General features: G+C 27.7%; 14 protein-coding genes. 8 read left to right on the top strand and 6 right to left on the bottom strand.

The window, feature by feature from the left end:
• Positions 1–171: 171 nt before the first annotated feature.
• The 4 genes from K4897_RS00390 to K4897_RS00375 all read left to right on the top strand — a co-directional run bounded on the left by K4897_RS00390 (position 172) and on the right by K4897_RS00375 (position 2,651).
• Complete coding sequence (locus K4897_RS00390; RefSeq protein ID WP_019267127.1) at positions 172–990, top strand: nicotianamine synthase family protein; 819 nt, start codon at positions 172–174, stop codon at positions 988–990.
• A 194-nt stretch (positions 991–1,184) separates the two neighbouring features.
• Positions 1,185–1,550, top strand: coding sequence for a zinc ribbon domain-containing protein (locus K4897_RS00385; RefSeq protein WP_019267126.1), 366 nt, complete (start codon positions 1,185–1,187; stop codon positions 1,548–1,550).
• 39 nt (positions 1,551–1,589) lie between these two features.
• On the top strand, positions 1,590–2,132 hold the full coding sequence (locus K4897_RS00380; RefSeq protein ID WP_019267125.1) for a TIGR00730 family Rossman fold protein: 543 nt from the start codon (positions 1,590–1,592) through the stop codon (positions 2,130–2,132).
• A gap of 87 nt (positions 2,133–2,219) precedes the next feature.
• A complete protein-coding gene (locus K4897_RS00375; RefSeq protein ID WP_019267124.1) occupies positions 2,220–2,651 on the top strand; it encodes a hypothetical protein in 432 nt (143 codons plus the stop codon).
• Between the two features lie 733 nt (positions 2,652–3,384).
• Here the strand turns inward: K4897_RS00375 and K4897_RS00370 are convergent.
• Positions 3,385–4,464, bottom strand: coding sequence for a tyrosine-type recombinase/integrase (locus K4897_RS00370; RefSeq protein WP_019267123.1), 1,080 nt, complete (start codon positions 4,462–4,464; stop codon positions 3,385–3,387).
• 376 nt (positions 4,465–4,840) lie between these two features.
• Between K4897_RS00370 and xseA the strand changes: the two genes are divergently transcribed.
• The 4 genes from xseA to K4897_RS00350 all read left to right on the top strand — a co-directional run bounded on the left by xseA (position 4,841) and on the right by K4897_RS00350 (position 8,607).
• On the top strand, positions 4,841–6,424 hold the full coding sequence (gene xseA / locus K4897_RS00365) for an exodeoxyribonuclease VII large subunit (protein ID WP_250416191.1): 1,584 nt from the start codon (positions 4,841–4,843) through the stop codon (positions 6,422–6,424).
• 17 nt (positions 6,425–6,441) lie between these two features.
• On the top strand, positions 6,442–6,642 hold the full coding sequence (xseB, locus tag K4897_RS00360) for an exodeoxyribonuclease VII small subunit (protein WP_250416189.1): 201 nt from the start codon (positions 6,442–6,444) through the stop codon (positions 6,640–6,642).
• 301 nt (positions 6,643–6,943) lie between these two features.
• Entirely contained in the window at positions 6,944–8,164 is a 1,221-nt protein-coding gene (locus K4897_RS00355) for an ATP-binding protein (protein WP_250416187.1), read from the top strand.
• A 302-nt stretch (positions 8,165–8,466) separates the two neighbouring features.
• Complete coding sequence (locus K4897_RS00350; protein WP_250416185.1) at positions 8,467–8,607, top strand: hypothetical protein; 141 nt, start codon at positions 8,467–8,469, stop codon at positions 8,605–8,607.
• 55 nt (positions 8,608–8,662) lie between these two features.
• Here K4897_RS00350 and K4897_RS00345 read toward each other — a convergent pair whose 3' ends face one another.
• The 5 genes from K4897_RS00345 to K4897_RS00325 all read right to left on the bottom strand — a co-directional run bounded on the left by K4897_RS00345 (position 8,663) and on the right by K4897_RS00325 (position 12,658).
• On the bottom strand, positions 8,663–8,836 hold the full coding sequence (locus tag K4897_RS00345; RefSeq protein WP_250416184.1) for a TFIIB-type zinc ribbon-containing protein: 174 nt from the start codon (positions 8,834–8,836) through the stop codon (positions 8,663–8,665).
• Positions 8,837–8,856: 20 nt separating this feature from the next.
• The gene (locus tag K4897_RS00340) at positions 8,857–9,780 is read right to left on the bottom strand and encodes an ARPP-1 family domain-containing protein (RefSeq protein WP_250416182.1); all 924 of its coding nucleotides are present in this window, start codon (positions 9,778–9,780) and stop codon (positions 8,857–8,859) included.
• Between the two features lie 10 nt (positions 9,781–9,790).
• A complete protein-coding gene (locus tag K4897_RS00335) occupies positions 9,791–10,141 on the bottom strand; it encodes an HIRAN domain-containing protein (RefSeq protein ID WP_250416180.1) in 351 nt (116 codons plus the stop codon).
• Position 10,142: 1 nt separating this feature from the next.
• The gene (locus K4897_RS00330; RefSeq protein ID WP_250416179.1) at positions 10,143–11,555 is read right to left on the bottom strand and encodes a nicotinate phosphoribosyltransferase; all 1,413 of its coding nucleotides are present in this window, start codon (positions 11,553–11,555) and stop codon (positions 10,143–10,145) included.
• A gap of 218 nt (positions 11,556–11,773) precedes the next feature.
• Positions 11,774–12,658, bottom strand: a complete 885-nt coding sequence (locus tag K4897_RS00325; protein WP_019265795.1) for an ARPP-1 family domain-containing protein — start codon at positions 12,656–12,658, stop codon at positions 11,774–11,776.
• Between the last annotated feature and the right edge of the window lie 156 nt (positions 12,659–12,814).

Here is a 12,814-nt window from a genome sequence, read left to right as displayed (position 1 = left end):
ATTTTAATCTATTTTTAATACTTTATTTTTTGAAAAAATGAAAGTATTACTTTATTTCTTAAATTGAAGCTTTAGTAATACTTTATTATCATATACTAAACTTTAATATATAATAAACTAGAAAATACTATATATAATTTGTTATTTAATTTGAAAAAATATCGTGATATTATGAGTTGTTATAAATATTGGGGTAAAATTGAAGAAATAGCTGATAAACTTTCCAATTTCGGTAATCTTGATGATGATATGGACGCTTTGGATGATGTTGCTATTGATGAGGTTATTGAGATTTTAGATGAAGTTGAAGTTATTGCACATGATAAAACAATCGATTTTGACTCTGCTAAACATATTCTTGATGATGAAAAGATGAACCGTGCATTAAAATTAATCCGTAAGTTTTATGTTTATGTCGGTGCCAGACTGGAAATGGAAAATGCATTAAAAATACTTAACTCAGATAATCCAAGAGAAGTACTTGACTCTTTTCACTTTTATGAGCGTTATATAGGATTAATTAATAATGAAAGTAAATTAGCTAAATTCAATGATGAAAAAACCTTTTTATTCCTGGGAAGCGGACCGCTGCCTTTAACTTTAATCATGTTCAATGAAGTATTCGGATGTAAATGTATTGGAATTGAACAGCAGGAAGATGTAGCCCAGTTATCCAGAAAAGTTTTGAAAAAATTAAACCTTGATGACGATATTAAAATTGTTATAGGTAATGAAAATACAATAGCTGATTTGGATTATGATATTTTGATGGTAGCTGCTTTTGCAGAACCTAAAGAAAGAGTATTTTCCAATATTTGGGATGTGGTAAGTGAAAAAACACCTGTTCTTTATAGAACTTATACAGGTATGAGAGCTATTTTATACTCTCCTGTTACTGAAAAAGACACCAGAGGATTCCATAAGGAAGTAATGCTCCTGCCTACAGGCAATACAAACAATACTTCAGTATTAATCAGAAAAATTACCTAAGATATTTTTTCTACCTTTTTTATATTTTTAATTTTTGTTAAATCAGACAAAATGCTGTTTTGACAGTTTCTGTTTTTTAAAAAAGCCCTGCTCTGCAATATCATTAAATGAAAATCATGTTTTTTCCTGTTTTCAAAACATAATTATTATATATTGTTAACAAGATAAATAAAAACAATTGGGGGGATGTTTTTATGGTTAATTGTCCTAATTGCGGTGTATTAGTTGAAAAAGATTCTAAATTCTGCCAGGAATGTGGAACAAAAATAGATAATTCTGATTCAAATACTCAAACTGATGCAGGCAGTGATTATGAAAAAAATAAAAGATACGCATTAATAGGAATAGGTTATTTGACAGTTTTAATTCTTTTAATTTCTGTACTTTCCGCGTGGTATAATGTTAAAGTAATAAATGCCGACAGGCTATTGCTATATCCGTTATTGTCAATTATGCTGTCAGTTTATGTGTCACTAAAATTAATCAGTGATGAAAAAACTTTTAAACATGGAATAATTATACCAATCGTTTCATTTATAATATTTATTTTTGGAATTTAAGAGAATTTGGAGCATATATAACATAATAGGTGTAACTTAATGAAAATTACTGTATATCTTGGATCACATGAAGGTAGTGACCCCTTTCTGAAAGAAGCTGTAAGGGAACTTGGAGTGTGGATTGCTGAAAATAATCATATACTTGTTTATGGCGGTTCAAAAATAGGATTGATGGGGGAACTTGCAGACAGTGTTCTGAATGCTGAAGGTATGGCAATTGGTGTTGAACCTGAGTTTTTTATAGACGATAACCTGCAGCATGAAAATTTAAGCGAACTTATAATAACCAGTGATCTGCAGGATAGAAAGAGAAAAATGATTGAACTTGGAGATGCTTTCATTGCTTTTCCGGGAGGTACCGGTACTTTAGATGAAATAACTGAAATAATGACTAAAGTTGCCCTAAAACAGATAAATGCTCCATGTATTATATATAATCTTAATGGATATTATGATAACCTGAAAGTTCTTTTGGATCATATGATTGAAATGGGTTTATCTACATCAGATAAGCAGAAAAAAATCTATTTTCCCAATAATCTTTTGGAAATAGAAGAGATTTTAACTGATACTAATGAGTAATATGTGTTTAAATAGTATAAACAATATAATAATATTTTAAGTATGATATTTTTTATCATATTTTAAATATGTAATTTTGGTGAAGAGATGGACAATGAAAGAACTATTATAGCCATACTTATACTGATTGTGTGCTGCCTTATCGGTGGATTGATTTATACTGTTTCACTAAGCAGCGAACCGGTAAATAATACAACATTAAATAATACTGCAAATATTACTAATAACACTACTAATAATACTGCTGATGTTCGCTCAATATCTGATGAACATAAATCATATTCTTCTGCATCTTCACAATCTGAGGATCCTCATTCTGATTGGGTTTGTGAAGGTGATACATGGTACAGTAAACAGGATAGTGATGGGGAAGGTTATGTTTTATATGATAAAGCTTCTGGAAGACCTATAGGTAGTGGAGACATGCCTGACAGACATGGATACCATAGCCAGGATTATATTAATACTTATGGTTCAACAGTAAAATACAGAAGTAATGGAGAATATTATGATGATTAAGGGATTTCATAATTCCTTTTTTTCTTTTTTTGTGGGAAATTATTTTATAGTGCAATTTATAAAATAAAAATTAATAAATTTAATAAAAAGTACTCAAATTATTGGTTGAAAGTATTGGTTTAATGAAAGTATTGATTAAAATAGTATTTTTGTATTAGTTACATATATATGGAGCTGATAATTTAGACCAATTTTTACTTAAAATTTCAGTTAAAAATTAATAAAATATGATTTGAGTATTAGGGGTATAATATATTATTTATATATTTTACAGATAGTAGTTATTTAATATGAATAGCTATAACATATATTAATAGTAGTATTAGTGTTTTACTTATTATAGTAATTATACTTATAATAGCTATTTAACTAATTTATCTTATTTATATTTTGTCTGTAAATACAGAAATATTCGGCATACTAATGCCGACTCATATAATATTTAAGATTTAATAAATCTTATAAAAAAAGACCTTAAATAAACTTATTTTATATTTAAATATTTAATTAATGATATTTAAATAGAATAAATATTATTATACTAATTTTAAAGATAAAAACAAATATTATATTGTTATTTAGCTTAAATCAGAATATGAACAGATATTCAACCAAAAATTTATAATTTTCATGAAATTTATAAAAGAAAAACTTGCTAAATGGGTTAACATGATATAGGTCAGGCTGTTAATATATGGCAGTTTCATAAAAAAAGATTTAAAAGAAAGCTAAATTACATAGCTTTCATATTATTAAGTTTTAATTTTTGTTTAATATGCTCACGATCAATGTGAATATATTTGTCAGTTGTTTGGCTGTTACTATGTCCTGCTATACTTTGAACCTCAGCTACTGTAAGGATTTCAGCATAATGACTTAGTGCAGTGTGTCTGAGAATATGAACACTAACATTTTTCCCGTAATTTACCGGACAATCTATATTTTCATTAGCTATTCTCTCATCACTTAACTTAGCATACTTTTTTATCACATCTTGAACTGCACGTTTTCCTATACGTTTTCCCTTTTGATTTAAAAAAAGTTCTTCACGGGTTTTCTCAGCTTCAGCTTTTTTTCGCTGAATAACAGGTCTGTAGACATCATAAGTATTTTTTCTAAGTTTTGTTATACGGTCATAAATCATATCATTAATACTGGCTAATGTATCATAGGTTATAAATGTAGTGCGGTCCTTAGACTGTCCTTTTGTTGTTTCTGCACGTAGATGTAGTTCTATATAGCTATTTACGTCATCAGGCAATATATAAAAACCATTTTCATCTAATGGAACTTGAATGTCACTTTTATTAAGCCCAACCAACTCTTTTAACCTAATTCCAGAGTCAAGAAATGTAGAACAGATTGCATAATCCCTTGCATTTCCGCTTAATTTTATTGTTTCAAGTAGGAAATCACTTTGCTGGCTATTTAAGCTTATTTTTTCAATTCTTTTTTTAGCAGTTTCAGGATCTTCGACTTTAACTTCAATAATATCCTTCATTTTAATGGGATCATGCTGTATTTCTTCTTGAACTTCCTCAGAGTTGATGAATTCTAAAATATTCATCATGTATGTTTTTACTGTTGTCCTTTTATTGCCTCTACCTTTAAGACAGTATCTACGGTAGTGTCTTAGTTGTTTTTTAACATTTGTGCTGTCCAGTTCTTCAATTCCTTCATTTTCAAGGTAATTGATAAACTGATTAATATTAAATGTTTGTTTTTTAATTGTTTCTGAGGTTAGGTTCTTTATCTCTTGTTTTTCTTCAAGATATTCATCTAAATATCCTGAAAGTTCTTTTGTAGCAATCATAATCTTTTTTCACCTAGTTCATGATTTTTTAATCCCAATTTTTGCTACATTTTATTCTTTGTTTTTTTAGTATATAAAATATTCGTATCTTTCTTTTACTTACGTATATTATTACATAAAATATACGTTCTCTTTATATATAAAATTAGGCTGAAAATCTCTTTTCTGAGAAGGTGTCAAAAAACTATCAGGACATATAGGTTAGCTGCTGCAAAAAGACCATTTTCTTCAATTTTTGAATTTATAATAAAAAATTTTTTTAAAGTAATACTTTTTTTTAGTTGACACAATTAAATAACAATGATTAAATCAGATTAATGATAAAACATTATTACAAGTTAAATTCAATATTAAATTTAACCTGCATGGTGTTTTGATGGAAGAAAATGATATTTACTCAATCAGTGCAATCAATAATTTGATTGATAAAAAAATTAGCTACTGTGATGATTTTAAAAAGATCAAAATCAGAGGTGAAATAACTAATTTTAACGGATCATATAATTCAGGACACTACTATTTCTCCCTAAAAGACAAAAACTCTTCAATTTCCTGTGTAATGTTTAAATTATCTACAAAATCTTTGGATTTCGAACCTAAAAATGGTGTGGATGTTGTAGCCAGTGGTGAAGTTTCATTTTATAAAGTACGTGGAAACCTGCAATTCCGAGTAAGAAAAATGCAGGAAGCAGGATTGGGAGATTTATACATTGCTTTTGAAAAGCTTAAAAAGAAATTAGATAAAGAAGGATTATTTAAAGACAAAAAAGCAATTCCACAATATCCTAAAAAAATAGGAGTAATAACCTCTGCAAGCGGAAAAGCCGTTAAAGACATTGTAAACAACATTGAAAAAAGATGGCCTGCAGAAATAATTGTCTGGAACACTACAGTACAGGGAGCCAACTCTACCCGAAGCATAACTAAAAATATTGCATTGGCAAACAAAACAGATGTTGATGTGATAATTGTAGGTCGTGGAGGAGGAAGTACTCAGGATTTATGGGATTTTAACAAAGAGGAAGTTGTACGTTCAATAGCTAATTCTAAAAAACCGGTTATAACAGCTATTGGTCACTCAACAGACAAAACGCTTTCAGATTTGGCATCCGATAAAGTTGCAGCAACACCTACAAAAGCAGCTGAGCTGGTTGTTCCAAATAAAGTTGAACTTAATGAAAAGCTAAAAAATATTGAAACAAGATTAAATGATTTAATAAATTCCAAATTAGATAATTTAACACATAAACTCAATATTTCCAAAAACAATAAAACCTTAAAAGATCCTTTATCAAAGTATAAGAATCATCACACAAATTTGGTTTTATTAAAAACAACTGCTGAGAAATCATTAAATCAGCTGATTCAGTCAAATGAACTGCAGCTTGATAACTTTAATAATTCATATATTCTGAATAATCCTGATTATATCTTAAATAAAAAAGTCGGTAAAATTACTTTATTTAAAAATGAATTGGATAACAACATATCTAACTGTCTGTTAGAATATGAAAATAAACTTAACCTACATTTTAAAAATTTAAAATCCCTGAATTTCCTTGAATCTTTTGAATTAAAAAGAAATTCTTTAAATTTAATTGAGAATAATTTAAATAATTCAATTAATGTCACATTGAATTCACATATTCATGATTTGGAAATAATTAAAAATAATCATGTTTTCAGCAATCCGTGTCATGTATTGGACGATAAATTTGTTAAAATGGCTCAAATACATAAAAGTTTAGATGCAGAAATTACTAAGACATTAGACAGCAATGAAAATAAATTAAAGATTCTTGAAGAAAAATTAAAGATTTTAAATCCTGATGAATTGCTGGAAAAAGGATATGTTGTAAAAGATCCTGATGAAATAAGAAAATCCAAAGCTAAAAATGTAATTATAATACTGTTTTTAGCTATTGTTATAGTACTGTTAATATTACTTAGTTTAAAATAAAATAAAAAGGTGATAATATGACTAAAAGTTTTGAAGAAAAGTTAGAAGAATTGGAAAAATTAGTTAAACAATTAGAATCAGACAATGTTCCGTTAAAAGAAGCTGTTGAGTTGTATACTCAGGCAAATATATTACTTAAAGAGTGTAATACTGAATTAAGTGATACAAAAGCAACAATTCAAAAAATAAGTGAAGATGGAGCCTTGGAAGAGTTTTAATTATTTCTATTTATTTTTAGTTTATATTTTATTATTGCAAAAGTGTAACTGGAGTATTATAGTAAAAAAATCAGATGTCATGAAAAAGGTTTGTTTACATTGAAAAAGACGAAATTAAATTACCGCCTCTTTGATACTTAAGATAATTTCATTTTTAAATTATATATTGATGATTTTTTTAATTATTTGTATTTTTAAATAATATAATGAATAAAAATTATGATTTTATTAATTTTGTTCATTATACAATTTAAAATTAGAAAAATTTATTATTAATTAAAAATATAAATAATATCACGAGATGATTTTTATGATAAAAAGAGAATTATATTTATCAAAAATACGTAAATTCATTGATAAAGAAGAAATTAAAGCTATAACTGGAGTTAGAAGATGTGGTAAAACTTGTTTACTTAAACAAATTATTGATGAACTTGAAAAACGTGGGGTAAATAATGAAAACATTCTATATGTATCATTAGAATCATCTAAATACGACAACATTAAAGATTATGTGGATCTAAATGAATATATATTTAAACAAACTGAAAATCTCAAAGGAAAAATATATTTACTTTTTGATGAAATCCAATTAGTTTCCAATTGGGAAAAAAGTATTAATGCATATAGAATTGATTTAAATTGTGATATTTACATTACAGGTTCAAATTCCAAATTATTATCTGGAGAATTAGCTACTTTAATTTCTGGCAGATATATCAAAATAGACCTATATCCATTTTCATTTAATGAAATATTAGAATATTACAAAGTAACTAATGGAAATTTAACAAAAGATAATGAAAAATCAATATTTAATAAATATCTTAAATATGGAGGCCTTCCAAGAGTTCTTGATTTTGATGATGATGAAAAAATAGATTATTTAACAGATATCTATAGTACTATTGTTCTTAAAGATATAATTTATAGAAATAATATGCGAAATATTGGTTTTTTAGAAAGGCTAATAAAATTTTTAATAACAAACACAGGCCAGATATTTTCTGTTAACTCTATTAAAAAGTATTTGAAACATGAAAATATAAATGTCTCAACAAATACCATCAGTACATACTTAAAACATATTACTGAAGCTTATATTTTATTAAAAGCACAAAGAGAAGAAATAAAAACAAAAAAACTTCTTAGTGTTAATGAAAAATATTATTGTATTGATCCGGGATTTTATCAATTACAGGCTGGAGTTAATAAGTCAAGAGGGCAAATATTGGAAAATGTAGTATTTTTAGAGTTAATCAGAAGAAAATATCGGGTTACTGTTGGAAATATTGGAAAACAAGAAATTGATTTTATATGTAGAAAACATGATAAAACTATTTATATTCAAGTATCAGAGTCAATTTTAGATGAAAATACACGTGAAAGAGAATTTAATCCTTTAGAGAAAATATCTGACAATTATCCTAAATATGTATTAACATTAGATGACTGGGACTACTCTAAAAATGGAATAACTCATTTAAATGTAATTGATTTTTTAAAAAATGAAAATATATGAAAATTGAATCTTTTGTATTTTACGTGATAGTCAACAGTTAAATAGTCATGTGCTTGTTGAAAATGGAACGAGTGTTTATTATAATCAAAATACCGGAACCTATACAATATTTATAGGTAATGATGAAACTCATGATAATATTTTAATTACAACACATGATTACTAACTATTGTAAATAGTGTTATCTATTCTAATGCTGATAAAACTAATAATACTTCCAATAGTGATTTAAGCACCCCCACATACTGTTAATATAAAAAAAGACACTTCTTCAAATGATACATCCATTGATGATGATTTTGATGATGATTACTATGAAGATTACAGTTCAGGAAGTTTTAGTTCTTCTGGATCTGATTCAGGTTCTTTTGATTATGGTTCATCATATGAAAGCTCTTCAGAACATGCAAAAGTTATTAATATCGATTAGCAACAATTTATAAATAAGTTTTTAAGGTAATGGAATTTATCGCTCAGCTTTTTCCAATTACCTTTTTTTTAAGGTCCATATTGTATGAATTCATCATCTATAACCATTCCGCATTTTCTGCATATTAATTCACACCTGCAATCGTCCATTACAAAATCTGTTGATCCGCAACCTGGACAGTGTTTTACACTTTTAGTACTGTTTGTTTTATATTTTAATCCATTACATTCATAATTAGTCATTTTTATTCCTCTCAATTAAATTAACATATTGCCTGTTTATTATTTTGAATGTTTTTTACAAATCCATTATTCACTGCTGGTTCTTCAATTTTTTTAAAGAAGCTGGCATGTACCATATTATTTTCATAGATTAATATATGCCCGTTACCGTAGCTGTTGGAAATTTTATAATATTTTCCTAAACCTACTGCCTCTTTTTTAATAAATGAATCATCATTTATACTATCCAGTATATTTTCAAGCTCTTTGTTGGAGATATTTATTTTTTCTTTGTTGGAACTGTCAATAATGTAACTTCTAAGTAGCATTTCATTATACTTTTCATATAATGAATGATTATTAAATATTTCAAGGCTTACTTTGTTTTCTACAATGCATATTACTCCAATCTGATTATTTTCCATTTTGAAGTGTTTTAAATAGCTGTCAATATCGTATTTATTTTTTTCATAGCTGTCTCTAAGTGCATTTGTTTTGGAGCAGGTGTTTTTATCCTTTTCCAAATCATCAATAGAACTCCATACAACATTCTGACGAAGTTTGTTTTTATTGTATACTTTTTTTCTTCGGGTATTTGAGTTAGCCATGTAATTTGAATAATGAAACTCTGATTTATAGGTGTTTCTTCCTTTTTCAGAACAGTTTACAGGTATTTTTATTTCACTTTTAGGAGCTATTATCATTGTTTGTGAGATAATTCTGTTCTGGAGAGATCCTGCAATTTCTTCACCATCAAGTAAAATTAATGGAGATATGGAGTTATTTTTTAATTTTACTTGTTCTATATTTGAGTTATCACATTCTTCAATCTTTACAAGTCCCATTTTCAGCCCTTCTTTTAAATCTAAAACATCAAATGGAGTATTGGTATCACTTAAAATAGGAACTATTGTCATGTTTTCATAATTCTGCCTTTCAGCTAAACTCAAATGCTTTAAATTCATTTTTAATCACCTATATAACGTTCAAATCATTTTCAGGGTCTTTTTTTAATTCATCTATTTCATCAGGGGTTAATATTTTAGCTATTCCCATTTCTCTGTTGTAGAATTTGATTTGTGCATAATCTTCATCTAAAATTTTATCATAAATTCTACCTGCACTCATTGTTCCTCTAATTACTGTATTTGTACTGTTTGATACATATGCAACTTGTCCTGCGTGTCTCATTTCAACTTTTATAGCTTCATCATCATAGTTATTGTCTTTTTCCTTTATTAATTTAAGAATTCCGTCTTTTTTAAAAGGTTTTACTCCAAAAAAGTGATTCATACTTACTAAAGTAATATACATATCTTCTTTCATTTTATCTATTCCTTATGTAGGTTAGTGCTCTGTTTTTAATATCACTGAATTTTTCTTCTCTGATTAATTCACCATTTTTAAAGACAGTCTGCAGATAGTCTTTGTTTTCATCAGATATTGGAACAGTTTTAAAGTGATCCTTTTCTTTTACTAATTTCAATCTTCCTGTTTTTGATTTTTTGCTGCTGTCTAACGGGTTTTTAAAGATATCATGCCATGTTCCGTCTCTTAGCTGTGCTGAACATTTAAATGCAGTTCTTTGAGTGTCTCTGTTTACTGAAGAATGGAGGCCACTTCCCATTCCAAATATGATGTTTTGTGCTGCCCAGCCATTTGATTTCATTCCAAATAGAATATCCCTTATTTTATGATAGTTTAAACCGTCTCCCCACAGCAGTCCGATGTTTTTTGCAAAGATTTTATATCCTTTTTCGGTTTTTACAGTTCCAAAACCTTCTTCAAGAATATTTAAACAGTCCAGCGTTGTTGAAACTGGTTCTCCACTGTCGGGTCTAAATACTACTTTATTTCCATCAGTTTTTTCTAAAAATTCATCAATTTTATCATTTAATTTATTGCCTTTTGTACTGGCTTGTTTTAAGAATTCTCTGTAGTTATAACTGTCAATTACCATAGATAATATTCCGTCTTTTGCATTATCAATTACATTAACTGTCTGTTTTATTTCACCTTCTTCTCCCAATGAAGTCATTACACTGTGTTCAGTTGCCTGTACTGACAGGCCGTATATATTATTGTCATTATAGTAGTTTTCAGGTATTGTTAATGCCGGAATTGTATCAGTTCCTTTAAAGCTTAGGAGATGTGCACTTCCACAAAGTTCTGCAGATTCTGTTGAGGTAGCTCCCCTATATCCAAAATCATGTAACATAAATTCCAGGTTTTCTTTGCCTGATCCTGTTACATCTAAATAAAAGTTACAGAGTTTTCTTACCTCTGCTGACAATGTAGCTACTGTTGACGGATACCATACATGCAATAATAATGATTCCAGGTAATTCGGTAACCAGTAGCACTGTTTATCTGTGTTTTCAACAGTCATTAAAACATTTCCCACTTCTACAGGTGTTCCCTCTTCTACGGCTTTTATTTCTATCGGCAATTTTCCATCAAGTTCATCAGCTATATACATCCATCCGTCATAGTTGAATATATCTTCACCAATGTGTGTGTTAATCAGACTGTTTGCCTGGTTTACTTTTTCTGGAGTTATAACTTGTCCTTCCAAATACTTTTTTATTATGTATTGGAGACCATAAAAGATTGTTTTGTTAAACTCTGATCCTACCCTGCTTTCCAAATATGAATATAATTTTTCAGTATTTTTTGGGTAAAATGCATGATGGGTAACTTTGTAACTGTCTGTCAGTAAACAGATATTGTTTTCAATCATTTTTAGTACCTCTTTTATAATATAATGTGTATATATTGTGAGTTTATACTATATAAATGTGTTTAATTAGTATTTAAAAAAAGTAAAAATGATGGTTTTTTTGATACGTGTTTGTCCCTTTTTAAGTAGGAGATATTATGCGGGGTGTGATGTTTAATTTCCAGTGTTTTTATCGTGTAAAAGGTGATATTTTTAATTTAAGAGCCAATACAATATATTTACAGTTTTAGGTTTCTTAATCTGTTATTATAAAAGAAATTAGCATGTATCAACTCATTTTCATAGATTAATGAGGTTCCTGATCCGTTATTTGTTTTGATGAAATAAGACTGACCTAAACCAACAGTATTTCTTTTATTAAAATATTTTTCATTTATATTGTCTAAAACAGCCTCAAAGTCAAAGTCATCTTTTATAAGTGAATTATTTCCAACATCATCAATAATATAACTTTTAAGAATCATATCACTGTACTGTTCATATAAACTATGATTAGCAAATACATCCAAACCTACTTTATTTTCTAACCTGGCTATTACACCAACCTGATTATCATAAATCCCGAAGTGTTTCAAATAATCATCATTTGTTTTTTCTATTTTTTCATAATTATCCCTTAAAGCAGAGGTTTTGGAAAAACTGTTTCTTTTTACTTGAAGGTCTTCAATAGAATCCCATACTGCACCTTGTGAAGCTCTTATTGAATTGTCCATATTATATTCTGCTTTTCTGCATCGAGTTTCTGAATTTGCCATATAATTTGAATGTTTAAATTCAGATTTGTAATTCCACCTTCCCTGTTCAGAGCAATTAACTGGAATTGGTATGCTGGTATTCGGAGGAATTAACATACTTTGTCCAATAATTCTGTTCTGTTTTGCTCCAGCTACTTCTTCCCCATCTACTAAAAGTAATGGAGAGGTAGCATTATTTTTAACCATAATTGTTCCAACTGTACTTTGTTCACACTCAGATACTTCAACAAGACCCATTTTAAATCCTGTTGTTAAATCTAAAATATCTAATTTCAAAGGTGAATCATTTAAAATAGGAACTATAGTTATATTTCCACATTCTTGTTTTTTACCTAATAGCAATGTCATTTAAATCAATTTTTTAATATTTTTATAACAACTTATGTTATTACATAGTTATATTGTATTATTCTAGTATATAAATGTATCTAAAAAGTAACTAATTAGTTATAAATATGTATATTAATTTGGTTCTTTTATATAGCTGGTAAAAAATTTAACCAA

This window comes from Methanobrevibacter sp. TLL-48-HuF1, assembly GCF_023617305.1.
GTDB classification, from domain to species: Archaea; Methanobacteriota; Methanobacteria; order Methanobacteriales; family Methanobacteriaceae; genus Methanocatella; species Methanocatella intestini.
Note: the sequence above shows the minus strand (reverse complement) of the source record. Positions and strands in the feature narration are given on the sequence as shown.

What these genes read in the sequence shown, in the direction of transcription:
- K4897_RS00390 (WP_019267127.1), top strand. Translation starts at nt 172, where the DNA reads ATGAGTTGTTATAAATATTGGGGTAAAATTGAAGAAATAGCTGATAAA.
- K4897_RS00385 (WP_019267126.1), top strand. Translation starts at nt 1,185, where the DNA reads ATGGTTAATTGTCCTAATTGCGGTGTATTAGTTGAAAAAGATTCTAAA.
- K4897_RS00380 (WP_019267125.1), top strand. Translation starts at nt 1,590, where the DNA reads ATGAAAATTACTGTATATCTTGGATCACATGAAGGTAGTGACCCCTTT.
- K4897_RS00375 (WP_019267124.1), top strand. Translation starts at nt 2,220, where the DNA reads ATGGACAATGAAAGAACTATTATAGCCATACTTATACTGATTGTGTGC.
- K4897_RS00370 (WP_019267123.1), bottom strand. Translation starts at nt 4,464, where the DNA reads ATGATTGCTACAAAAGAACTTTCAGGATATTTAGATGAATATCTTGAA.
- xseA (WP_250416191.1), top strand. Translation starts at nt 4,841, where the DNA reads ATGGAAGAAAATGATATTTACTCAATCAGTGCAATCAATAATTTGATT.
- xseB (WP_250416189.1), top strand. Translation starts at nt 6,442, where the DNA reads ATGACTAAAAGTTTTGAAGAAAAGTTAGAAGAATTGGAAAAATTAGTT.
- K4897_RS00355 (WP_250416187.1), top strand. Translation starts at nt 6,944, where the DNA reads ATGATTTTTATGATAAAAAGAGAATTATATTTATCAAAAATACGTAAA.
- K4897_RS00350 (WP_250416185.1), top strand. Translation starts at nt 8,467, where the DNA reads ATGATGATTACTATGAAGATTACAGTTCAGGAAGTTTTAGTTCTTCTG.
- K4897_RS00345 (WP_250416184.1), bottom strand. Translation starts at nt 8,836, where the DNA reads ATGACTAATTATGAATGTAATGGATTAAAATATAAAACAAACAGTACT.
- K4897_RS00340 (WP_250416182.1), bottom strand. Translation starts at nt 9,780, where the DNA reads ATGAATTTAAAGCATTTGAGTTTAGCTGAAAGGCAGAATTATGAAAAC.
- K4897_RS00335 (WP_250416180.1), bottom strand. Translation starts at nt 10,141, where the DNA reads ATGAAAGAAGATATGTATATTACTTTAGTAAGTATGAATCACTTTTTT.
- K4897_RS00330 (WP_250416179.1), bottom strand. Translation starts at nt 11,555, where the DNA reads ATGATTGAAAACAATATCTGTTTACTGACAGACAGTTACAAAGTTACC.
- K4897_RS00325 (WP_019265795.1), bottom strand. Translation starts at nt 12,658, where the DNA reads ATGACATTGCTATTAGGTAAAAAACAAGAATGTGGAAATATAACTATA.